At 27.8% G+C, this 23,608-nt stretch carries 20 protein-coding genes and 1 riboswitch; of the genes, 17 read left to right on the forward strand and 3 right to left on the reverse strand.

From position 1 onward, the window contains the following. Window positions 1-153: 153 nt before the first annotated feature. The 7 genes from phnW to BUB01_RS18855 all read left to right on the forward strand — a co-directional run bounded on the left by phnW (window position 154) and on the right by BUB01_RS18855 (window position 6,661). Window positions 154-1,251: a 2-aminoethylphosphonate--pyruvate transaminase gene (gene phnW / locus BUB01_RS18830; RefSeq protein WP_072991929.1), complete on the forward strand. Its 1,098-nt coding sequence runs from the start codon at window positions 154-156 to the stop codon at window positions 1,249-1,251. Then, on the forward strand, window positions 1,251-2,087 hold the full coding sequence (phnX, locus tag BUB01_RS18835) for a phosphonoacetaldehyde hydrolase (RefSeq protein ID WP_072991875.1): 837 nt from the start codon (window positions 1,251-1,253) through the stop codon (window positions 2,085-2,087). Before phnW ends, phnX begins: the two co-directional genes overlap by 1 nt. Window positions 2,088-2,719: 632 nt before the next feature. Further along, window positions 2,720-2,872, forward strand: a complete 153-nt coding sequence (locus tag BUB01_RS23325; RefSeq protein WP_159433278.1) for a hypothetical protein — start codon at window positions 2,720-2,722, stop codon at window positions 2,870-2,872. A gap of 116 nt (window positions 2,873-2,988) precedes the next feature. Beyond that, entirely contained in the window at window positions 2,989-3,414 is a 426-nt protein-coding gene (locus BUB01_RS18840; protein WP_072991933.1) for a HutP family protein, read from the forward strand. 558 nt (window positions 3,415-3,972) lie between these two features. Next, window positions 3,973-4,974 (forward strand): ABC transporter substrate-binding protein, encoded by a 1,002-nt coding sequence (locus BUB01_RS18845; RefSeq protein WP_072991878.1) that lies wholly within the window; start codon window positions 3,973-3,975, stop codon window positions 4,972-4,974. Continuing rightward, on the forward strand, window positions 4,975-5,874 hold the full coding sequence (locus BUB01_RS18850) for an ABC transporter permease (RefSeq protein ID WP_072991881.1): 900 nt from the start codon (window positions 4,975-4,977) through the stop codon (window positions 5,872-5,874). Then, window positions 5,867-6,661, forward strand: a complete 795-nt coding sequence (locus BUB01_RS18855; RefSeq protein ID WP_072991885.1) for an ABC transporter ATP-binding protein — start codon at window positions 5,867-5,869, stop codon at window positions 6,659-6,661. The genes BUB01_RS18850 and BUB01_RS18855 overlap by 8 nt, the downstream gene beginning before the upstream one ends. A gap of 148 nt (window positions 6,662-6,809) precedes the next feature. On the opposite strand, the gene BUB01_RS18860 is transcribed toward BUB01_RS18855, so the two are convergent. Both BUB01_RS18860 and BUB01_RS18865 read right to left on the reverse strand, forming a co-directional pair. Further along, entirely contained in the window at window positions 6,810-7,691 is an 882-nt protein-coding gene (locus BUB01_RS18860; RefSeq protein ID WP_072991889.1) for an SPL family radical SAM protein, read from the reverse strand. Window positions 7,692-7,768: 77 nt separating this feature from the next. Continuing rightward, a complete protein-coding gene (locus BUB01_RS18865; protein ID WP_072991893.1) occupies window positions 7,769-8,224 on the reverse strand; it encodes a GNAT family N-acetyltransferase in 456 nt (151 codons plus the stop codon). A gap of 355 nt (window positions 8,225-8,579) precedes the next feature. Here BUB01_RS18865 and BUB01_RS18870 point away from each other — a divergent pair, with 355 nt between their 5' ends. The 4 genes from BUB01_RS18870 to BUB01_RS18885 all read left to right on the forward strand — a co-directional run bounded on the left by BUB01_RS18870 (window position 8,580) and on the right by BUB01_RS18885 (window position 12,135). Next, window positions 8,580-9,629, forward strand: coding sequence for a PhnD/SsuA/transferrin family substrate-binding protein (locus BUB01_RS18870; RefSeq protein ID WP_072991896.1), 1,050 nt, complete (start codon window positions 8,580-8,582; stop codon window positions 9,627-9,629). A 97-nt stretch (window positions 9,630-9,726) separates the two neighbouring features. Then, window positions 9,727-10,491, forward strand: coding sequence for a phosphonate ABC transporter ATP-binding protein (phnC, locus tag BUB01_RS18875; protein WP_072991900.1), 765 nt, complete (start codon window positions 9,727-9,729; stop codon window positions 10,489-10,491). After that, complete coding sequence (locus BUB01_RS18880; protein ID WP_084109025.1) at window positions 10,484-11,287, forward strand: ABC transporter permease subunit; 804 nt, start codon at window positions 10,484-10,486, stop codon at window positions 11,285-11,287. The genes phnC and BUB01_RS18880 overlap by 8 nt, the downstream gene beginning before the upstream one ends. Continuing rightward, window positions 11,287-12,135 carry a PhnE/PtxC family ABC transporter permease gene (locus BUB01_RS18885; protein WP_072991903.1) on the forward strand — a complete coding sequence of 283 codons (849 nt, stop codon included), beginning with the start codon at window positions 11,287-11,289 and terminating at the stop codon, window positions 12,133-12,135. Before BUB01_RS18880 ends, BUB01_RS18885 begins: the two co-directional genes overlap by 1 nt. 17 nt (window positions 12,136-12,152) lie before the next feature. Here BUB01_RS18885 and BUB01_RS18890 read toward each other — a convergent pair whose 3' ends face one another. Further along, the gene (locus tag BUB01_RS18890) at window positions 12,153-14,429 is read right to left on the reverse strand and encodes a bifunctional diguanylate cyclase/phosphodiesterase (protein ID WP_072991907.1); all 2,277 of its coding nucleotides are present in this window, start codon (window positions 14,427-14,429) and stop codon (window positions 12,153-12,155) included. 328 nt (window positions 14,430-14,757) lie between these two features. Continuing rightward, window positions 14,758-14,922: riboswitch (M-box (ykoK) riboswitch) on the forward strand. 319 nt (window positions 14,923-15,241) lie between these two features. On the opposite strand from BUB01_RS18890, the gene mgtA reads away from it, so the two are divergent. From mgtA to BUB01_RS18920, 6 genes are all read left to right on the forward strand, one after another. Further along, window positions 15,242-17,803 carry a magnesium-translocating P-type ATPase gene (mgtA, locus tag BUB01_RS18895; protein ID WP_242958448.1) on the forward strand — a complete coding sequence of 854 codons (2,562 nt, stop codon included), beginning with the start codon at window positions 15,242-15,244 and terminating at the stop codon, window positions 17,801-17,803. Between the two features lie 119 nt (window positions 17,804-17,922). Next, a complete protein-coding gene (locus tag BUB01_RS18900; RefSeq protein WP_072991910.1) occupies window positions 17,923-18,765 on the forward strand; it encodes a CPBP family intramembrane glutamic endopeptidase in 843 nt (280 codons plus the stop codon). A 153-nt stretch (window positions 18,766-18,918) separates the two neighbouring features. After that, complete coding sequence (locus tag BUB01_RS18905; protein WP_072991913.1) at window positions 18,919-19,560, forward strand: undecaprenyl diphosphate synthase family protein; 642 nt, start codon at window positions 18,919-18,921, stop codon at window positions 19,558-19,560. Between the two features lie 218 nt (window positions 19,561-19,778). Further along, a complete protein-coding gene (locus tag BUB01_RS18910) occupies window positions 19,779-22,499 on the forward strand; it encodes a sigma 54-interacting transcriptional regulator (RefSeq protein ID WP_072991917.1) in 2,721 nt (906 codons plus the stop codon). A 206-nt stretch (window positions 22,500-22,705) separates the two neighbouring features. Further along, a complete protein-coding gene (locus tag BUB01_RS18915) occupies window positions 22,706-23,119 on the forward strand; it encodes a PTS sugar transporter subunit IIA (RefSeq protein WP_072991920.1) in 414 nt (137 codons plus the stop codon). A 28-nt stretch (window positions 23,120-23,147) separates the two neighbouring features. Continuing rightward, the coding region (locus tag BUB01_RS18920) for a PTS sugar transporter subunit IIC (RefSeq protein WP_143152537.1) at window positions 23,148-23,608 on the forward strand (461 nt) is incomplete at its 3' end.

The following is a 23,608-nucleotide window of genomic DNA, read 5'->3' on the forward strand; positions in this document are numbered from 1 at the left end:
TTAACTAAGCGATAATATAAAATTCTTTTTGTAAATGTAAGATTAAAGCAAAGCTTCTGTTTAATTTAAATGAAAGCTTTAATAACATTAAGAATTTTAATGGAGGTTAACATTGTGATTGAATTTGAAACAATAATAAAGCAAAATAAGAATTTGGGAGATTATAAGCTTTTAACACCAGGGCCACTAACAACAACTAATACAGTTAAAAATGAAATGCTTTTTGACAGATGTACATGGGATGATGATTATAAAAAAATAACACAAAAGATTAGAAAACAACTACTACAAGTAGCTACAGTATCAGAGGAAAATTATACTGCAGTTTTAATTCAAGGAAGTGGAAGCTTTGGAGTAGAAGCTGTTTTAAGTACGGTTATTTCTAATAAAGATAAATGTTTAATAATTAGCAATGGAGCTTATGGGGAAAGAATAGTAGAGATGGCTAAGAGAGGAAAAATAAATTATGAACTTTATAGTTGTGAATATGATACTATTCCAAATTTTAATGAGATACGAAGAATTTTAAAAGACGATGAGTATGAATTTATTACACATATAGTTATGGTACATTGTGAAACGACAACAGGAATACTAAATCCTATTGAAGAGATAGCAAAAGTAGCGAAGGAATATGGAAAAACATTAATTGTTGATGCAATGAGTAGCTTTGGTGGTATAGAGATAGATGTTAAAGGATTAGGAATAGATTATTTAGTAAGTAGCGCTAATAAATGCATTCAAGGAGTACCAGGTTTTAGTTTTGTTATAGCTGACAAAACTAAACTTTCTAGATGTAAAGAAAATTCAAGAAGCTTATGTTTAGATTTATATGAGCAATGGATTACTATGGAAAAAGACGGCAAGTGGAGATACACTTCACCAACACATGTGGTAGCTGCTTTTTCTAAGGCACTAGATGAATTATTTGAGGAAGGAGGGGTAAGAAGTAGATATATTAGATATAGTGAGAATAATAGATTGTTAAGAGAAAAGCTTAAAGATATAGGAATTTTTTCGTATATAAAAGAGGAATTTCAATCGCCTATAATAACAACTTTTGTTTTTCCATATGATAATTTTAATTTTAATGAATTTTATAATTATGTAAAGGATAGAGGGTTTGTTTTATATCCAGGCAAGTTAACAGATGTAGATACTTTTAGGATTGGGAATATTGGTGAAATTTATGAAGAAGACATTCATATTCTATGTGATGTAATAAAGTCTTATGTTATGGGGAGGAAGTAATGGATAATATAGAAGCAGTGGTTTTTGACTGGGCTGGGACTACAGTTGATTTTGGATGCTTTGCTCCAGTAAATGCGTTTTGTGAAGTTTTTAAACAAGAAGGTATAAATATAACATTGGAAGAGGCTAGAGAGCCTATGGGTAAACTAAAAAGGGATCATATTATGGATATACTTGAGATGCCTAGAATAAGGAAGTTTTGGGAAAACATATATGGAAGAATTCCTAATAATGAGGATGTAGAGCGTTTATATTCGAAGTTTGAACAATTGCTTATGTCCTCACTTTCAGATTACACAGAACCGTTACCGTATGTTGTAGAAACTGTAGAATTTCTAAGGGATCATGGAATTAAGATTGGTTCAACTACAGGATATACAGATAATATGATGAAATTAGTATTAGAAGGTGCAAAGAAAAAAGGATATGAACCAGATTTTATTGTAACTCCAGATGCAACTAATTTTTATGGAAGACCATTTCCTTATATGATTTTTAGAAATATAGAGAAACTTAAAATTTCATCGGTTTGGAAAGTTATTAAGGTTGGTGATACTGAAGCAGATATAAAGGAAGGTATAAATGCAGGAGTTTGGTCTATAGGTGTGGTTGTTGGAAGTTCAAAACTTGGACTAAATAAAGAGGAATTTGAATCTTTATCGGAAAGCGAGAAAAGAAAAGTCATGAAGATAGTAAGAGATAAGTTTTTAGGATTAGGAGCAGATTTTGTAATAGATACAATGAATGAATTACCAGAATTGATAGGTAAAATAAATATGCTAATAAGAGAAGGAAAAAGACCTGGTACTTGGAGAAAATCCATATATATATGTTGATTTGAAGAGTTTATAAAAGAGGACTGTATTAAAACTATTTTTTTATAGAATGGCAATTTAAAACATAAATTAAAACAGGCTATTGGTAGCTTTTAATCTTTAAGGTTACCAATAGTCTTTTATTTTTTGTGATTTAATAATATAGTTTGTAATTTTAAATTAAACTTGTCTACTAGTTAATAATGCAAGTTATTTTGATACAGCATTCTTGTGAATATAAAAAATTATTTATATTTACTAAGGTAATTATATAATTTTATTATAAATTAATTATAAATAGTTTTATAATTAATTTAATAGGATATTTTGATTTATCAGCAACCTAAATTAGATAGATTATTAATTTCAATTAATAATTAAAAGAGATTAAAATTTTGTATTATAAAGAACTGAATTTTTTTTGGACAAACGTATATATATAGTATATTATGTAATAAGAAGGATTATTTTGTGGAAAATTCTTATTATATACTTAAAAAAGGGTGGGATGAAAGGAGAAATTTAAAAATAAGGTTTTAGATTTTAGTGTTTTCTTTAGTTTTAAATACAATCATTATAAAATGGGTGGGTCTTTTATTGTGAATTATATAAGTCAAATGATAGAATAAAAGGTGTATAATGAGTATTTATCAATGCTACCATGTTTAAATGACAACAGAAATCAATCATTAGTGGCTTATATTGACAATATTATAAATATAATAGAAAATGTAGCTATATCAGTAAATGAAGGTGCAGAAGGAACCCCAATAATATTTCAAAAAAGTTATGTGTATAGCAGATAAGACTAATGATATTTCAGAAGTGGTTAAATTCAACTAAAGAAAGTGTAAATGACCTTGAGGAAAAGGTTGATCATTTCAAAATATAAATTTTAAAATAGTGTTAGGAGTAGATTATGATAGAAAATAAGAGTGTTCAAGTTGCAAAAGTAGCAATTCAAATGGCGACATCAACTAGGGAAGACGAACAAGTTTTAATATCAGAATTTAAAAAAGATAATATATTTGCTGTAGCTGTAGATATAGGTGGAAATTTAAATACTTCTATACCTAAGATAATAGAAAGAGCCTTGGTTGCATCAAAAAGAACAGGTATTATAAAGGATTGTCATGTTCATGATGGAGCTATAGTTGGAGCTACAAGGGAAGCAATTATGCAAATTTCTGCAAAGGCTAATGGTCTTAATGTAGGTGGTAAAATAGGAATAGCAAGATTTGGAGAACATTTAAGTGTTGCTATATTTTTAAGTATAGGCTTATTGCACTTAAATGAAGTTGTAATAGGAATAGGTCATAGATCAATACACGCAATAGAAGATGTATAAATAAAAATTATTATTTAAGTTGACATTGTTTTTAAAAACTAGTATAATTTAGAAAATAATTTGATATATAATAATTGTAAAAAGTAGTGTTTACTATTTATATTAATAAATTTTAGGAAGGAACATTTTTTATTACATAATAATATTATATATAACATTAAGTTTTAAGGGCATGGTAGAATAGAATTTTAGAAGTATGGTAGATAAGTATCTTTAGAACTTAAATAAATTATATTTATTAGTCAATGTAGAATTTTTTTATAGAGAAGTATAGAGTTTAAATTAGTAGCATAGTAATTTGGTAGGATATAAGAAGTATATTAATAAAGTTTACTTAGGGTCACTCTCTGCCAAATTTTAGAGAGTGGCTCTTTTTAATATTAAATAAGCTTTGAAGTAAACTCCTATTATATATTTTGTAGGAGTATGTTCAAATAACCAAATCAAATATTTGGATTATAATTCAAATGAAACTCCTACTCATTACATTAGTAGGAATAAGTTCGAATAACCAAGTCTAAGATTTGGATTATCATTTAAAATTTGGAGGATGGTAGTATGGTAGCAAAGAAAAAAATTTCAGTATTAATTTCAATTCTTTTAGGCACAGCAATAATAGCTGGCTGTTCAAACAAATCTAATGAAGGACAAAGTACGAAAAAAACAGTATCTATTGGAATAAACCAGATAGCAGAGCATCCAGCATTAGATGAAGCAAGAGAAGGGTTTAAGGATGCTTTAAAATCTAATGGCTATGAAGAGGGGAAAAACCTTACTTTAGATTTTAAAAATGCTCAAGGTGATATAAGTACGGCTCAAATGATTTCACAAAATTTTGTAACAGAAAAAAAAGATATGATTTTCGCTATTGGAACTCCAGCAGCACAATCAGCTTTTAATGTAAGTAAGGAAATTCCTATAATAGTTACTGCAATTACAGATGCCAAAAAAGCAGGAATCGTAGAAAACTATGACAAAGGAAATACTAATGTAGCTGGAACCAGTGATGCAGCACCATTAGATAAACAATTCAAATTACTAAAGCAAATATTTAAAGATGTTAAAAAAGTGGGGATAATATATAATACTAGTGAAGTAAATTCGGAAGTTCAAATAGGAAAAATTAAAGAAATAGCTAAGGATAATAATTTAGAATTAGTTGTAACAGGTGTTAATACAGTAAATGACGTAAGCACAGCTTTAGATGTGATGTTATCTAAGGTAGATGCGTTATATACTTTAACAGATAATTTAGTAGCATCATCTATGCCTCTAATATCTAAAAAAGCAATTGAGAAGAAAATACCAGTAATTGGTGGAGAAGAGGCGCATGTAAAGGCAGGTGCATTAATAACTGAAGGTATAAATTATAAAAAATTAGGTTTTGAAGCAGGTCTTAAAGCTGTAGAGGTTTTAGAAGGTAAAAATATAAAAGAAATGTCTGTTAGTACTTTAAATGATACAGAATTAGTTATAAATAAAAATACTTTAGATGCATTAAAAATCCAAATACCTAAGGAGATACTTGATAAAGCAAAAATAGTAAAGGAGGGGAATTAAATGCCTTTTTTACTAGGAATATTAGAACAGGGATTAATAATATCAATAGCTGCTTTGGGGGTATATATAACCTATAGTATATTAGATTTTCCTGATCTTTCTGTTGATGGAACATTTTCACTAGGAGCAGCTATATCGATAGTATTAGTTTTAAATAATGTAAATCCATTTATAGCAATTCTATTGTCAATGATAGTTGGAAGCTTAGCAGGACTTGCAACAGGTCTTTTGCATGTTAAGTTAAAAATAACCAATCTTTTATCTGGAATCTTAGTTATGATAGGGTTGTATTCAATAAACTTAAGAGTAATGGGTAAAGCAAATATCTCTATGTTTAACAAACAAAGTATATTTTCAGATTTAAATAAGTTCATGGCAGGTTCAATATGGAGTAAACTAGTAGTTATATTAATAATAACTTTAGTTATAAAGTTTATTATGGATTTATTATTTAAAACAAAGTTTGGATTTATATTGAAGGCAACAGGAGATAATGAAACCTTAGTTACAACATTAGGAGTTAATAAAGGAAATATTAAAATATTAGCACTAATGTTTTCAAATGCCTTGGTTGGGCTATCAGGTGGAATAATGGCTCAATATCAAGGTTTTTCGGATATATCAATGGGGACAGGACTTATAATAATGGCACTTGCAGCTATTATCTTAGGTCAATCTATATTTAGAAAAGAAGGGGTAATTAAAGCCACTACAATAGTTATAATAGGAGCATTTTTATATAAGCTTAGTATAGGAATAGTTCTTAAACTTGGAGTAACACCAACAGATGTTAAGCTTATAACATCAATAATAGTTATACTTGCAATAGTCTTAAATAATGTTAAATTTGTGGATACTATTAAAGGTAAAAAAGTGAAAAGAGGTGTTATAGATGCTTAATATAAATAATGTTTCTAAAGTATTTAATGAGGGAACAATAAATGAAATAAAAGTAATAGATAAGCTTAATGTAGCTATTAATGATGGAGAATTTCTTACTATAGTAGGAAGTAATGGGGCAGGAAAATCAACTCTTCTAAATTTAATTGCAGGAAGTTTTAATCTAGATGAAGGTAATGTGATATTACAAGATAACGATATTTCCAATATTTCAGAGCATAAGAAAGCTAAGTTCATAGCCAGAGTCTTTCAAGATCCGACCAAGGGAACATCGCCTTCTATGACAATACTAGAAAATTTATCATTAGCAGATAATAAAGGAAGAAGATTTGGTTTTTCTTTTGGTATAGATAAAAGAAAAATAGAATTTTTTAAAGAGCAATTAGCAATATTAAATTTGGGCTTAGAAAATAAATTAAATACAAAGGTAGGATTGCTTTCAGGGGGTCAAAGGCAAGCATTATCATTATTAATGGCAACTTTAAAAACTCCTAAATTATTACTTTTAGATGAGCATACAGCAGCATTAGATCCTAAAACGTCAGAAACGATAATGCAAATAACTGATAAAATAGTTAAAGAGAAAGATATAACTACTCTTATGATAACTCATAATTTAAACCATGCGTTAGATTATGGAAATAGGATAGTAATGATGCACCAAGGTAAAATAGTTTTAGATAAACAAGGAATAAGTAAGAAATCATTAACAAAAGAAAAGTTAATTGAACAATTTAATTCAGTAACTTTAAATGGTGATTTTGATGATAGGGTTATTTTAGCCTAATAGAAAGTTTAGCGGGGATTATTTCTAAATTTAAATAGGGTTATATAAATTTTCAGCAACTTGGAATTTCTAGTTGTAATAAGAAAATTTATATAGCCCATTTTTTGTGAGTAAATAAATGCATATAAGAGCATTATGACTTTATTCATTAATTTTTATTTATTAAATTTAAATGTATAGATGATTTTTTACTATAATAAGACGGCATTTTTAAAGAAATTCCATATCTTTCACAAGCATTTAATAGAGCATAATTTAATTTACGTGCATTTACTCCAGAGCATCTATACCTATCTCCAAATTTTTTTTCATATTTCTCTCTAATTCCAGGAAAATTTTTATCTAATTGCTTATAGTAGTGATCTCTTTGTCTATCACGCAAAGACATTCCAATCCAAGGAACAATATATTTTACACCATAGTAATCTGCTTTATTAACTATATCTAAAATATTTTCTTCTTTATCTTCAATAAAAGGTAGGATTGGCATCATTGTTATACTTGTACATATACCTAAAGTAGAGAGTATTCCAAGAGCTTTGAATCTATCACTAGAAGATGGAGCAAATGGTTCTACTATACTAGCTAGGTTATCATCAGTAGTAGTTATAGTCATTGCTACAGATGTATATATTTTGTTTATTTCTTCTAATAAATCTATATCTCTTAAAATCAAATTACTTTTAGTGGTTATATGAATTGGATAGTTATATTCGGCTATAACTTCTAAACAGCCTCTAGTTAATAAGTATTCTTTTTCAGACTTGGTATATGGATCACTCATTGCACCAGTACCTATAACACCTTTTTTTCTCTTACTCTTAAGTTCTTTTCTAAGTATGTCTACAGAATTTCTTTTTACAATAAGTTCATCGAAATTATCTATTTTATAGCATAAACTTCTTGAATCACAATATATACAGTGATGCTCACAACCTCTATAAATATTAAAAAGATGATTAGTACCAAACCAACTGCTGGGACTTTTATTACGAGAAAGTAAAGCTTTTGCATCTATCTCTTTAGGCATAAAATAACCTCCTTTTAAAGTTATATACCTCTTAAATTTGTGCTTTTAAAATATTCCTAATTATTAAAGCTTGATTTTTATTTCAATAATAGTTTATAAATTCTAACTATCTCTCCTGCATAGTTCATTCCATTTCCAACATAATCCCAACCATTTTTTTCATAATATCCACTAAGCTCAGTAAACAAATATAAACTTTTATAGCCTAATTTAGTTGATTGTTCAATAGCAAATTTTTGCAATCTAGTTCCAATACCTTTGTTTCTATATTGCTCGCATACAAATAAACCTCCTAACCAAGGATATAAATCTTGTCTACTTTTTAAATCATTTCTCCATAACCCAACAGTGCCAATAGGTTTATCGTCTAATAAGCATACAAACATTTGAGGTATATCTTCTACATTTAAACTGTACTCTACAAGATTCTTAAAAAATATATAGTTATTTTTAGCTCCCCACTCTTTCCATAGCCAGTCTGTAACTTCATTTACTAAATCTCTTCTTTCTTCCAAACTAACAATTTTCAGCATTATTTATTTCTCCATTAAATTTGTATTGTTAATACGCATTTTATTACGAGTATGAACTAGAATTATTATACCATATATTGGGGTAAAAGCTGTTTATTTTAATATGGTTTACTTAAAAGTATAATATTTATTATCCTAAAAATTAGATTTTTAAGTAACTAAAAAATTAATCCCATCCACCATTTGCATATGCACTTAGTTGAAGAGTAATCTGTATTTTTACGAGTTTATAACAAATGTATAACACAACTTAATAGGCTTTAAACAAGGAATTTACATTTATGGGTTATTATTTATTTATAGTCAAGAGGCTATTGAAAATAAATAATGAGTGAAAGTGAGAGGTTAATTTAATATGAAGAGAGTTTTAGCTTTAATGGCAAGTGCAGTTTTGGCAACAACAATTTTAGCAGGATGTTCAAGTACTACAGGAAGTAAAACTGATGATAAAAAGGGTAGTGATAAAATAACAGTTGTTTGGTATCCAAATGAATCCGGCGAAGATTTAAAGGATTGTAGAGATGAATTTGGGAAAATAATAGAAAAGGCAACTGGTAAGAAAGTTGAACATAAAACTACAACTGATTACTCTATAGCAATAGAAACTATAGCTAACAATAATGCAGCAATATCATTTATGGGGGCACAAGGTTATGTAGAAGCTCATAATAAAAATGCTAAGATAATGCCACTTGCAGTACAAAGTGGAAAGTCTGGAACATTAGACGATGCTATTTATTATAGTTGGATTGCTGTAAATAAAGGAGAAGAAGAACAATATAAAGATGGTGATAAATTTAAGTTAGACAAAATAGAAGGAAAGAAAATATCTTTTGTATCTAATAGTTCAACTTCAGGATTTAAAGTACCAACTCAAAATATAGTGACTTATTTTAATAAAACAGATAAATGGAAAGACTTAAAGAAAGATGATTTGTTACAGGGTGGTAAAGATAAATTCTTTTCAGAAGTATTATTTGGAGGCTCACATCAGGGTTCAGCAGCTAATCTTTTAACTAATAGAGCAGATGTAGCAGCCTTTTGTGATACTACTTTAGCAAATTATGTTGAAGTGGCTGATGGTAAACCAAATACAGCTGGAACGACTTATAGAATAAAGAATGATGCAGCAGATCCATTTACAAATTTGCATGGTAAAGAATATGTAATAATATCTTCATCTCCAGTATTAAATGCACCGTTTGCGATGAACACTTCGGTATTAACAGATAAAGAGCAAAAGGATATACAAGATGCATTCTTGTCAGATGAAGTAACAAATAATGAAAAGATATTTGTACCAAAAAGTTCGAAATTCAAAGGTTTAATACAAAAAGAAGGTAAAGAGAAATTTTTAAAGGTTGAGGACTCATGGTTCAATCCAATAAGAGATTTATCTAAGTAAATTTGAAATAGTTTTTTAAGAAGCAGATTTAAAATACCCCAGGGCTTAAGTGGCAAGGAGCACCTGGGGTTAAATTTAAGATGAGGGGATTTTGGTGATGGCATTATTAGAGTTTAAAAATGTATCTAAAGAATATAAAGGTGGAGTAAAGGCTTTATCTAATATTAATTTAGAGGTTAATGAAGGTGAGTTTTTATCTATTATAGGTCCTTCAGGAGCAGGAAAATCTACTCTTTTAAGATGTATAAATAGACTTATAGATCCAACAGAAGGAGAAGTGAAATTTGATGATGAAAAGGTAACATCATTTAAGAAGAGTGAACTTAAAAATCTTAGAAGAAAAATAGGTATGATATTTCAACATTATAATTTAGTTAATAGGTTAAGTGTAGTTGAAAATGTGCTTCATGGTAGACTTGGATATAAATCAGCTATAAAAGGTATTATGGGTATTAATAGTGAGGATGAAAAAAAGAAAGCATTTGAGATACTTAGTAAGCTTGGAATAAAAGATCAAGCTTATAAAAGATGCGATGAGTTAAGTGGAGGACAAAAACAAAGAGTAGGAATAGCAAGAGCTTTAATACAAGACCCTAAGCTTGTATTATGCGATGAGCCTATAGCTTCATTAGATCCGAATTCATCTAAGATAATAATGGATCATTTGAAAAATATAAATAAAGAAACAGGAATAACATGTATACTAAATTTACATCAGGTAGATGTGGCTATGAAATATTCAGATAGGATTGTAGGGATAAATGATGGAAGAATAATTTATGATGGTGATGCAAGGAACTTAACTAAGGAAATAATTCATGAAATTTATGGTATAGAGGCTGGTGAACTTATAAATGATTAAGGTAAAGGCCGTAGAAATAAATACTATAAGAAAGAGAAATATAATATTTTTGATAAGCCTAACTTTTTTGGCTTTTTTAACTGTACTAGCTATGAACTTAACAGATTATGATCCTGCTAAGGCGATTGTATCAGTACCTAAGGCTTTAATATGGATGTTCACAGGGTTTATACCTAATAAAGATTCTTTAGCAAAGCTCCCAGATATAATATCAAAAATGATAGAAACCATATTTCTATCAATAACAGCTACAACTACTGCCAGTATTTTTTCATTAATATTTTCGCTATTTGGATCTGAAACCACAAAAATAAATAATATATTAACGGTTGTAGTAAGATTTATAGCCTCAATTTTTAGAAATGTTCCTGATGTAGTATGGTCAATGATACTTTTATTTTCTTTTGGTCAAAATATACTAACAGGTTATTTTGCCTTATTTTTTGTGACTTTTGGAACCCTCACAAGGGCATTTATTGAAGCAATAGATGAATCAAGTTATGAAGTTGTAGAAGCACTTCAAACTACTGGGGCTAGTTATTTCCAAGTAGTGGCTCAAGGGGTTATACCTTCTACATTTCCTCAAATATTAAGTTGGATATTATTTATGATAGAGACAAATATAAGAAGTTCAGCTTTAATAGGTCTTTTAACCGGAACTGGTATAGGATTTTTATTTAATATTTACTATAAAACAATGCAGTATAACATAGCTGGATTAGTAGTAATAGCTATGATAATATCTGTTTTAATTATAGAGACATTATCTAATTATATAAGGAGGGTAATACTTTAATGGATATTTCTAATTTACAAACTAAGTCAACGTATATAAGGCATAGAAATGGAAAGATAAAAACCGCTGTCCAAAGTAAAGCACAAATAGTAACAAAACTAACATTAATAATATTAGCACTCCTTACAATCTATGGATTTAAAACTTTTGATTATAAAAATATATCTGTTGTTGTTGCCATGGGGGAGACTTTAAATAATATAAAGCAAATGTTTTTAGGAGCTAAACTTTCACATTTTAATTTACAATATGGTTTTTACCAGGTACTAGTAACGCTTTCATTAGGTTTTTTAACCACATTAATAGGAGCTGTAATAGCATTATTTTTAGGAATATTTGCAGCAAGGAATTTATCAAATAGAGCAACTTCTAACATAATTAAAGCAGTAGTTTCTTTCATAAGAGCTATACCTACTGTACTGTGGGTACTTATATTTGCAGTAGCAGCTGGACTTGGTAGTGTAGCAGCAGTAATAGGGTTAACATTTCATACCGTAGGTTACCTTATAAAAGCTTATTCAGAGTCTTTTGAAGAAATGGATGAAGGTGTAATAGAAGCATTAAAAGCATCGGGAGCAAGTTTTTGGCAGATAATATTTCAAGCAGTTTTACCATCAACAGCAACTTCATTAATGGCATGGACTTTTTTAAGATTTGAAATAAACTTTACTAATGCAGTAGCAATGGGAGCAGCAGCGGGAGCAGGAGGAATAGGCTTTGAACTATTTATGGCTGGTGGATTTTATTATGATTTAAAAGAAGTTGGAGTAATAACAATGCTCATACTTGCCTTTGCAATGTTTCTTGAATTCTCATCCACAAAGATAAAAAATAAGTATATAAAATAAATAAGAAATCCCTAAGTCTAAAGCTTAGGGATTTTGAAGCTATGCACAAAATCAATGAACTCATCTTTAGATAGTGGTTTACTTATATAATATCCTTGTATATTTTCGCAGTGAAGATTTTTCATCACATTAAGATGTTCTTTAGTCTCTATTCCTTCACTAGTTATATCAAGGTTTAAATCGTGAGCTAAATTAACTATTGTTTTTACTATAGGGAAAGATTTTTTATCTTTATCTATTGTAACTAATAAGGAACGGTCAAGTTTTATAGTGTCGATTGGAAGTTTACTTATGTAATTAAAGGATGAATATCCAGTACCAAAGTCATCGAGAGCTATTTTAACGCCAAGGTCCTTGATTTTATTTAGGACATTTATTATATAATTCATATTATCTATAGTTTCATCTTCAGTTATTTCTATCTTTAAATTATTTGCTGGTAATCCTGTTTCCTCTAGAATATCAGAAATAAGTTTATGAAAATTAGGCTGTTTAAGTTGTGCATAAGAAGTATTTACTGATATACATATATCAAGTCCGTCATCAATCCATTCTTTACATTTCTCACAAGCAGTTTTTAATACCCAATTATCTATTTCAAGTATGATACCTATTCTTTTTGCAAGAGGTAAGAATCTAAAAGGAGGAAGTATTTCCCCATCTTTTTGCCATCTTATAAGAGCTTCAGCTCCAATTATTTTAGAAGAATTGATGTTGAAAATAGGTTGAAAGTATAATATGAATTCATTTTTATCTAATGCTACAAGTAAGTTTTTTTCTAATAAAAAATCATCTAGCATGTCTTCTTTAAAAAGTGTATAACAATTTCCTCCATTATGTTTAGAAGCATACATTGCTATATCGGAGTTCATTATTAAGGTTGATACATCGTTACCATTATTAGGATAAATACTTGCTCCAATACTAAAAGTAATATTGAAGGAATGTTTATCAATACAGATATTCTTTGAAAGTAAATTTAAAATATTATTTGCTAAGATTTCTATATTTTTAATACTTTCATAGTTTTTATATATAAGTATAAATTCATCTCCACCATGTCTGCCTATAGAAATATCATCAGTAACAATGGTTTTTAAAATTATTGCTAATTCACTTAATACATCATCGCCCTTGTTATGTCCTAAAGTATCATTCAAAATTTTAAAATTATCAATATCTATAAAAAATACAGCAAAAGGAATGTTGTTTTTTATAAGCATATCAATGTTAGAAAATATATTTTGCCTATTAGGTAAATCGGTTAACGAGTCAAACCTTGCAAGTCTTTCCATATAATTTTGAGAATCAACGATTAGCCTAAGCATCCTATTTATGTCTTCACATAATAGAGAAATTTCATCTTTTGAATTATCTATAGGAAGATAAGTAAAGTTACTGTCTTTTAGATTAACGTTATTAATAAAAGTATTAATGCTCTTTATTCTACTAATTATTTTTTTATTAAGTATGAAATAGCATAAGAAAATAATTAACATACAGGTTAATATTAAAAAAAGTAAAAAAAGAATCATATTATTTTTAGTACTTGAATAAACAACTCTAAGTTCTTTATTTTGAATAAAAAATTTACTATTATTATTTAAAGTATTAATTTTTAAAGAAGTTAAAGTGCGATTATTAGGAATAATATCTATGTAAAGTTCCCTGCCATTTATGTAAGTATAAGGAGTAGATGAAGAATAATTGTTTGTAATACTAATATTTTTCCCCAAAATATTATTGAATTTATTTATAAGATTTTTATCAAATTTATTGATTAATATAATATATCCATTTAAATTGTTGTTAGAAAGTAGTGGTTCAACACTTGTAAAATACAGGTTATCGTTTGTTCCTACAAAGCCATTTAACTTAGGATTATTTTTTATTAATAAATTCTTAGTTATATCAAAGGCGCTATCAAAATCATTTAAAACATTATCATTTGTTAAAAGTGGATTATTATATTGATAAATTTTATTATAATTTTTATCGATTACAAGCATGTAGTCAATTTGTGTATTACTGAAAAAGCTTTGGGCATTAAATTCTTTTAAATCTCTAGTATTCATATATAGAGAAAGATATTTTGATAAGGTTGAATTTTTTGTAGATAAATCAGAAGTATTTTCTAAAACAAAATTATCTATATTAATTAAAATAGATTTAGCTCTATTTTTTTCACCAGTAAGAAAGGATTTAAATAAAAATAATGATAAAATCAAATAAAGAATTATTGAAAAAATCATAGTTATTAAAAAACTTTTAGATATACTTTTAGATAACTTCAAAGAATAACACTCCTTTTATCATTAGATTAATTATATTTTCAATCACATCAAATATTATAAAGTAAAAAGTAGCAAAAAGAAACAAATTTGCATGTGTAATATCTAAATATCAAATTATTACTCTACTTAGTAATAAAAATTATAATTTATGAAAATATATTTGTGTAAATTATAAAGGTATATTATATATGAGGAAAATTTAATATTAATAATATTTTAAGTAAAAGGTTAAAAAAATTTAACATTTGACAATTAAAAAACTTATTTACAAAAAGAATGATTAGGAGTATCATTTTCTTGGAAGAAGAATAAAATGATATTATAACAATAGATTATTTGTTAGGTGAGGTTACTGTAAAGAACACACGCCACTGCCCAGAAATGTCCAGAGACGCCAATGGGTTAGCAGGTATTATCGAAGTAAGGTATTACTTAATGTGGCTGGCAATGTCCTAAGTCTTACAGAGCTAAAACTCAACGAGTGAAAGAATTTGTTGATCCATATTTTTATGAGTCTATGAGTCCCTTCATTTGGTTGAAGTGGGCTTTTTTTAATTAATTTACAACAATTTCAATCTTGCCGATTTAATAATCAACTCTGAATTTAAGATAAAATAAATTATTTTAGTGTTCAGAGGTATTATAATGTAAAATTTTAATTTGTATATATTTGGAGGTGAAAGGCGTGGAAGAAGGTCCTAGTAAGCTGAGTAAGGAAAAAATTGAATATAGTACAGCTAACCATTTGGCTAGGGCAGTTTTCCTGCCTTAGCTTAAAGGATAGCAGTACCTGAATTTAAGGAGGTATTGTTATGGAACTTAAAAAATTTACAGATGTTATTGAAAAAAAGCTTATGGAGCCATTTTTCAAACAATTAGATACATCAATAAATGGGTTGAGTGAGGAAGAGGCAGAAAGAAGATTAGAGATATATGGTTACAATGAGTTAGGAAAAGAAAAGTCCCATTCAGTTATATATAACTTTTTTATTAATTTTAAAAATCCTTTAGTAATTTTATTGTTAGTATTAGCTGTAATTTCATATATTACAGGTGATTTAAGAGCAGCAATAGTTATGTTATGTATGGTTGCCCTTGGAGTTGTTTTAAAATTTGTACAAGAATCTAAAGCCGATGAATCTGCTGAAAAATTAAAGGCTATGGTTTCTACAACAGCTACTGTAATAAGAGATGGAGAGCAAAAAGAAATAGAATTAAGAGAAGTAGTTCCAGGAGATATAATACATTTATCTTCAGGTGATATGATACCAGCAGATTTAATTTTGATTACTTCAAAAGATTTATTTGTAAATCAATCTTCATTAACAGGAGAATCTTTACCTGTAGAAAAGCAAGTCACTGAAGAAAATACAAATAATCCCTTAGAAGATAAAAATCTTTGTTTTATGGGAACCAATGTTGAAAGTGGTACAGCTATAGCTGTAGTTTTAAATACAGGTAAGAAAACTTATTTTGGACAACTAAGTAGTAGATTAACAGTAGAAAGAGAACTTACAAGTTTTGATAAGGGTATAAATGATTATACTTGGCTTATGATAAAATTTCTACTTGTAATGGCACCAATAGTATTTTTAATAAATGGCCTTATAAAAGGAAGCTGGATGGAAGCTTTTTTATATGGTGTGGCAGTAGCAGTTGGGTTAACACCCGAAATGTTACCTATGATAGTTACAGTTAACCTTTCAAAGGGCGCAATGTCTATGGCAAGGAAGAAGGTTATAGTAAAAAAACTAAATGCTATTCAAAATTTTGGAGCTATGGATATACTTTGTACAGATAAAACAGGTACAATAACTTGTGGAAAAGTAATATTAGAAAAACATTTAAATATTTATAATAAAAATTCTGATAGAGTTTTGAAGTATGGGTATATAAATAGTTTTTATCAAACAGGTTTAAAGAATGTAATGGATACAGCTATATTAGAGCACAAGAATGATAGTGTTGAATTTGATATAGCTGATAAATATGAAAAAATAGATGAAATTCCATTTGATTTTATAAGAAAAAGAATGTCAGTTGTAGTTAGAAACAAAAGAATGGAAGATGTAGTAATCTGTAAAGGTGCAGTTGAAGAGGTACTAGCTCTTTGTAATAAATATGAAACTAAAGAAGGTACCGAACCTTTCGTAGGTAGAATGAGTAAAGAGATAGAAGAAATTGTAACAAATTTAAGTAAAGATGGTTTTAGAGTTTTGGCAATAGCTTACAAGATAGTTAAAGAGTATAAAAAAGAATATTCAATCAAAGATGAAAGTGAATTAACTTTACTTGGATTTATGGCATTTTTGGATCCGCCAAAGGAAACAGCAGCACAAGCTATAGCTAAGTTTAGAGAATATAATGTAGATGTAAAGATATTAACTGGAGATAATGAATTAGTAACAAGAAAGATATGCAAAGAAGTTAATCTCCCTGTAGAGCATATATTATTAGGCAGCGATATAGAAAATTTAACAGATGAGGAACTTGGGGTAGAGGCTGAAAAGGTATCTGTATTTGCAAAGTTATCACCAATGCATAAGGAAAGAATTATAGGAGCTTTAAAATCAAGAAATCATGTTGTAGGGTTTATGGGAGATGGAATAAATGATGCACCAGCTTTAAAGGCAGCAGATGTAGGTATTTCAGTAGATAGTGCAGTAGATATAGCTAAAGAGTCTTCTGATATAATTCTTTTAGAAAATAATTTACTTGTATTAGAAGAAGGAGTTTTAGAGGGAAGAAGAGTATTTGGCAATATAGTTAAATATATAAAAATGACTGCAAGTTCAAATTTCGGTAATATGTTCAGCGTAATAGCAGCTAGTATATTTGTACCCTTTATACCTATGTTACCAATACAAGTTTTAACTAATAATCTACTTTATGATTTATCACAAACAACAATACCAACAGATACAGTAGATGAAGCGTGGATAAGAAAACCAAGAAAATGGGCAGTAGATGAGATAAAAAAATTTATTTTTTGTATAGGGCCAACAAGCTCAGTATTTGATATAACTACATTCATTGTAATGCTATATATTTTTAATTGTTTTGGAAATCCAAGTTTATTTCAAACAGGTTGGTTTTTAGAATCTCTATTTACTCAAACTTTAATAATACATGTTATAAGAACTAATAAGATACCATTTATTCAAAGTAGAGCTTCTAAACCACTATTAATAACCTCATTATTAATAGTAACAGCAGGTGTAATTCTAGTAAATTCACCATTAGCATCAGCATTTGGTTTTGCAAAACTACCATTAATGTATTATCCAATATTAGCTTTAACAATATTCTGTTATTTCTTATTGACTCAACTTGTAAAAACTTTATATATTAAAAAGTTTAAATTAGATTATTAAAATTTATCGCCGTATTTTGTGCGGCGATTTTATTTTGTACAAATTAATATTTAAGAAGAATTTAATGTTAAAATACAAACTTTGGTGTTAAAATAAATCTAAAAAAGGGGGATTTTCAAATGTTGGAAGTTTTTGAAAAAACGAAAATAAGATGGTTATTATTATTTTTTGTTATAATTAATATAGTGTTAGCAATTCCTTTAGTTATATATACTATTATCTATGGAGATTCATTAGATGGAATAATGACTGATTTGATAGGCTTTGTTAGTAATCTCACAATAGTAATATTTGTAGGCATATATTACTATAAAAATAAAGGTGATAATAAAATAAATTTTAAATTTATAAAAGAAAGTGGGACTAAGAAAGAATTCATATTACTTACAGTTTTTAACCTTATTTTTGCTTTTGCATCAGTTTTTTTATTACAAGGAATAATACATTATGTAAAACCAGAGATGTTAAAGGAATTATTACAGGAAAGTCCTATTAAATCAGATAGTATTATTATGGCAATATTAGTAGCCTGCATAATGGCTCCTGTAGTAGAGGAACTTGTATTTAGAGGAATTATATTTACTAGACTTAGATTTAGATTTAATACTACTGCTGCAATTTTGATTTCATCACTTATATTTGGTTTGTTACATATTTCATTATCAATAGTTCATGCGTTTATTTTAGGTGTGACATTTTGTGTAATATTTAAGAAGTATAATAATATATTTTTAAATATGATATTACATTCAGTGTATAACTTTTTGGCTACAGTTGTTGGTGGAGTGTTAGGATTATCATTTTTGAATTTTGATATCCTTACTGCAAGTGATACATCAATAAACATATGTATTGCTATATCATTAGTATTAGTAATTTTATCAGGTATATATTTATTCAAATTCTGTAAAGAAAACTGGAGAGCTAGAGACTTTGAGGATGAAATAATAGAGCTTGTTTAAATTATAATTTCAATATTATATATTTGCTTAAATTAAAAAGTGGGGATAACCCACTTTTTTTGTTGAAGAAACTTAATTTTCTTTAACAAAATAGTATGTTAATTTAATTTATGGAAATAATAGTATCAATATTGATTTGAAGAGGTGAATGTTATGAGGATACCTAAGCATATAGGTGTAATACCAGATGGAAATAGAAGATGGGCAGTAAGACAAGGTAAGGAGAAGGGCGAGGGCTATGATAGTGGTTTAGATCCAGGATTAGAACTTTTTAAGTTATGTCAAAAGGTTGGAGTAAATGAAATAACTTACTATGGCTTTACTACAGATAATACAAAAAGACCAAGGGAGCAGAGATTAGCATTTACAGAAGCATGTGTAAACGCGGTAAAACTTTTAGCAAAGGAAGATGCTGCTCTTTTAGTAATAGGTAATACAGAATCAGCTATGTTTCCTAAAGATTTGTTACCATATACAACAAGACAAATTTTTGGGAAGGGAACTACAAAGGTTAATTTTTTAGTGAATTATGGTTGGGAATGGGATTTGAATTCTTTACATGGAGCCAATGAAGAAAAGGTTAAGGTATCAAATGTAATTAAATCTTCTGACATATCTAGGGTTGATTTAATTATAAGATGGGGGGGAAGAAGAAGACTAAGTGGATTCTTACCAGTTCAGTCAATATATGCAGACTTTTATGTTGTAGATGATTATTGGCCAGATTTTAAAAAAGAACATTTTTATGAAGCTGTAAATTGGTATGACAAACAAGATATAACTTTAGGTGGTTAACAGAATAAGTGTCCTTATAGTAAAGTGGTCTTATATAATTTTTAAAATTTAAATTTTATTATTGGAGTAAGAAAATTATATAAGATCAAGTTTTATTAGAGATTATTATATACGTATTAAATGTATTTTAAATTTTTAAAATATGTTAGAATTAATATTAAAAATATGGTTATAAAATTTAATATGTGGTTTGAATATAATGGGGAAGGTTGAGGTAAATGCTAAAGAATAACAAGAGAAGAATTGAAGAGTTACTTAGGGATATTACAGAAAAGTATATACAAAATGATGACTTTAAAGGTGTTACCACTGAAGAAATATCTGAGAAATTATCCATTAGAAGAAATTTAGTTAGTCAATATTTAAATGAGCTTGTAGAAGAAAAGAAGGCTATGAAAATTAAAACTAGACCAGTGTTATTTACTTATATTATGGAAAATAAAAATGTAATTATTAATAATAAAAACGATAATGTATTTAATAATTTAGTGGGGTATAATGGGAGTCTTAGAGAGGCGGTTGAAAAGTGTAAAGCAGCAGTATTTTATCCAAGTAAGGATATGTCTGTATTATTAACGGGTGATAGTGGAGTTGGAAAGAGTTATATTGCAAGTCTTATCCATAGATATGCAGAAGAACAAGGTAAGATAAAATCAGGAGCACCGTTTATAATTTTTAATTGTGCAGATTATGCAGATAATCCAGAATTGTTATCGGCTAATCTTTTTGGTTATGTTAAGGGAAGTTTTACTGGAGCAGAGAAAGAGCATTTAGGGGCATTAGAATTAGCTGATGGAGGATATTTGTTTTTAGATGAAGTTCATAGACTTTCTTCAGAAGGACAAGAAAAGCTATTTGTATTTATGGATAAGGGTGTATTTAAAAGGCTTGGAGAGAGTAAAGCTGAAAGAAGAGCAAATGTAAGGTTTATTTTTGCAACCACAGAAAATCCTAAAGAAGCTCTTTTGCAAACCTTTAGAAGAAGAATTCCTATGATTATAAATATTCCTAAGCTAGATAGAAGACCAGTAGATGAAAGAATTACTATGATTTATAAGTTTTTTAAAGATGAAGCTTTAAAAATAGATAAGGATATATATATACACAGAAAGGTAATAAATTATATATTATCTCAAAAGAATGGAGGAAACGTTGGAAGTTTAAAAAATATAATAAAGTTATGTTGTGCACTTGCTTATAAAGAGCAGCAGAATGAAGAAATAATAAAAATAAATAGAATACACTTATGTTTATATGAAGAAAATTTTAATCAAAATATAAAACAATATTATTTTGAAGAATATATGAAATTAAGAAGAGAAGATGAAGAGATAAGTGAAATAAATCTTTTAGCAAATGATAGATATAATAGATTAAATGAGCTTATAGAAACTGTGGAATATCTATTTATAGAATATCAAAAGCACAATATATCTATAAGTGAACTAAGAAAAAGTTTAACTATAGAATTAAATAGAAGTTTAGAACTTATAGTTTATGAAGAAGAAGAAACGTGTAATGACTTGATTAATAATATTTATTTAGAAACAGTAGATAATACTTTAAAATTAATAGAAGGCAAATATGGAATAAAATATTATGGTAATACTAGTAAAATATTAACTAAGGTTTTAATTTATAATAAGAATAATATGAACATAGTTAATAATGAAGAACATTTTAATAAATTGAAAAGGATTAAAAATATATTAAAGAAGGAAATAAGTAAGCCACTAATAATATCAGAAAATATAATTAGCAATTTAGAAAATAATTTAGCTTGTGAATTAGATATTAGAGTTCAAATTATAATTATACTTTATGTTTTTACAATGATGGGAAATGAGTCTTCTTTAATAAATGCCATAATAGTAGCTCACGGATATTCCACAGCTAGTAGCATAGCTAGCGTAGCTAATCAATTGTATGGTGAGTTTGTATTTCAAGCATTTGATATGCCAATAGATAGTAGTCCAATAGAGGTGAAAAATAAGATAAAACATTACATAAGTGAAATAAATACATCTAAAGGAACTATAATATTGGTTGATATGGGCTCTTTAGTAGATATAAATTTAGAGTTGGAATCTATTATAAGTGGAGATTTAGGCATAATAAATAATATAACAACAAATATAGCACTTGATATAGCAGGACGAATTATTAATGGACAAGATGTTGAAAGTATGATTACTGGTATAGAAAAGAACAATCCATTAATGTGTAAATTAATAAAGGCAAAGAGTAAGAAAAAAGCTATATTAACAACTTGTATATCAGGTATAGGAACTGCAATAAAAGTTAGAAATCTTATTAAAGAATGTATAGGTAATGCAGACATAGAAGTTAAGGAATATGAGTATGCGGCTTTAAATCTTAAAGGGAAAAATGATAAGGTTTTCTCAGACTATGATGTTAAACTTATAATAAGTACTACTAAGCTTGATATAGAAGGTGTAAAAACTATACTTATACATGATTTAATAAGTGAAAATTATGATGATACTTTATTTAACATATTAGAAGATGTTACTATTGATAAAAATATTAATAATATAAAACAAGATATAATAAAGATGTTTTCTATGGACAATCTTATATCTAGAATGACTATATTGAATCCTAAGAAAATAATAAATGAAGTCGAAAGTATAATACTTGGATATGAAAGAATATTAGATAAAAGATTTAAAGTAGATTTAAAGATGACTTTATATATGCATATAAGTGTAATGATTGAAAGAATAATGTTAAAGCAAGGGCTTGAATTTAGTGAAGAGGAAGGAAAATGTTATAGAGATAATAATATTAAATTTATAGATATATCTAATGATATATTTAAAGCTATTACAGATGAATATAACCTTGTTGTTACAGAAAAAGAGATTTTTATTATACAAAGTATAATAGAATCTAGAATAGGGAAATTAAATTTTTAAAAGGATAAGACACATAAAAATTGTGTCTTATCCTTTTATCTGTTTTGCATATGACAAAATAAGAAAAACTAGACACATTTATTTTGGTAGGGAGTAATGTAGGTATTTAAAAGGGTTTTAACGATAAATTATTTATAAATAAAAGTTGGCATAATATTTGCTATAATAAGTTAGTGACATCAAAAACAGAAGAGGGAGAGAGAATAATGTATAAAATAATGATAGTAACTCATGGAAATATGGCAGCATCATTAAAAGAAACATTAAAAATGTTTACTAATGATTTAGAAGGAATTCATACTGTTGGTTTAAATGAAAGTGGAGTAGAAAACTTTAGAGAAAGATTAAAGAAGGAAGTAGAGATATGTTATGAAGAGGGAAAGGGATTATTAGTATTAGCAGATCTTTTTGGAGGAACGCCTTTTAATACATGTGTACTTGAAATAAAAAATAAGTATGAGAATGTTGAAATAATAACAGGTGTTAATTTACCTATATTAATAGAGTCAAGTCTACAAAGAGATAGTAACCTTAAGGATATAGTTAAAGACTTACAACAATCTGCAAAAGAATCAATTGTACTTACAGAATGTTTAGGTTCGTCAGAAGATGAAGATTAAAAAATAATTTTAGTAAGGAGGAAGAGATATGCACATACAATTATGGCAAATTATAATTTTATCACTGTTAGGCGGAATAGCTCAATGGGATGAGACTAATATGAAAATAGGGTTTAGAAACCCAGTTATAACAGGACTAATAGTAGGAATTATAATGGGAGACATAAAAACAGGATTATTAGTAGGTGGAACACTACAGTTAATGACTTTAGGAATAGGGAGTTATGGTGGAGCCACAATACCAGATTATGCAACAGCAACAATAATAGCAGGAGCATTGGCAATATCAACAAATCAAGGAATAGATTTTGCAATAGGAATAGGGGTACCAGCAGCACTACTTTTAGTACAGCTAGATATATTAGCAAGAATGAGTAACGTATTTTTCCAACATAGAGCAGAAAAGTATGCAGAGGAAGGAAAATATGAAAAGATAGAACTAATGAATATATTAGGTTTATCAACATGGATAATATCAAGATTCATACC

This window comes from Clostridium cavendishii DSM 21758 (genome assembly GCF_900141845.1).
In the GTDB taxonomy this organism is placed as follows: domain Bacteria; phylum Bacillota; class Clostridia; order Clostridiales; family Clostridiaceae; genus Clostridium_AG; species Clostridium_AG cavendishii.

Coding starts and splice junctions, on each gene's coding strand:
- phnX (WP_072991875.1), top strand. CDS start 1,251: ATGGATAATATAGAAGCAGTGGTTTTTGACTGGGCTGGGACTACAGTT.
- BUB01_RS23325 (WP_159433278.1), top strand. CDS start 2,720: ATGCTACCATGTTTAAATGACAACAGAAATCAATCATTAGTGGCTTAT.
- BUB01_RS18845 (WP_072991878.1), top strand. CDS start 3,973: ATGGTAGCAAAGAAAAAAATTTCAGTATTAATTTCAATTCTTTTAGGC.
- BUB01_RS18850 (WP_072991881.1), top strand. CDS start 4,975: ATGCCTTTTTTACTAGGAATATTAGAACAGGGATTAATAATATCAATA.
- BUB01_RS18855 (WP_072991885.1), top strand. CDS start 5,867: ATGCTTAATATAAATAATGTTTCTAAAGTATTTAATGAGGGAACAATA.
- BUB01_RS18860 (WP_072991889.1), bottom strand. CDS start 7,691: ATGCCTAAAGAGATAGATGCAAAAGCTTTACTTTCTCGTAATAAAAGT.
- BUB01_RS18865 (WP_072991893.1), bottom strand. CDS start 8,224: ATGCTGAAAATTGTTAGTTTGGAAGAAAGAAGAGATTTAGTAAATGAA.
- BUB01_RS18870 (WP_072991896.1), top strand. CDS start 8,580: ATGAAGAGAGTTTTAGCTTTAATGGCAAGTGCAGTTTTGGCAACAACA.
- phnC (WP_072991900.1), top strand. CDS start 9,727: ATGGCATTATTAGAGTTTAAAAATGTATCTAAAGAATATAAAGGTGGA.
- BUB01_RS18880 (WP_084109025.1), top strand. CDS start 10,484: ATGATTAAGGTAAAGGCCGTAGAAATAAATACTATAAGAAAGAGAAAT.
- BUB01_RS18885 (WP_072991903.1), top strand. CDS start 11,287: ATGGATATTTCTAATTTACAAACTAAGTCAACGTATATAAGGCATAGA.
- mgtA (WP_242958448.1), top strand. CDS start 15,242: ATGGAACTTAAAAAATTTACAGATGTTATTGAAAAAAAGCTTATGGAG.
- BUB01_RS18900 (WP_072991910.1), top strand. CDS start 17,923: ATGTTGGAAGTTTTTGAAAAAACGAAAATAAGATGGTTATTATTATTT.
- BUB01_RS18905 (WP_072991913.1), top strand. CDS start 18,919: ATGAGGATACCTAAGCATATAGGTGTAATACCAGATGGAAATAGAAGA.
- BUB01_RS18910 (WP_072991917.1), top strand. CDS start 19,779: ATGCTAAAGAATAACAAGAGAAGAATTGAAGAGTTACTTAGGGATATT.
- BUB01_RS18915 (WP_072991920.1), top strand. CDS start 22,706: ATGTATAAAATAATGATAGTAACTCATGGAAATATGGCAGCATCATTA.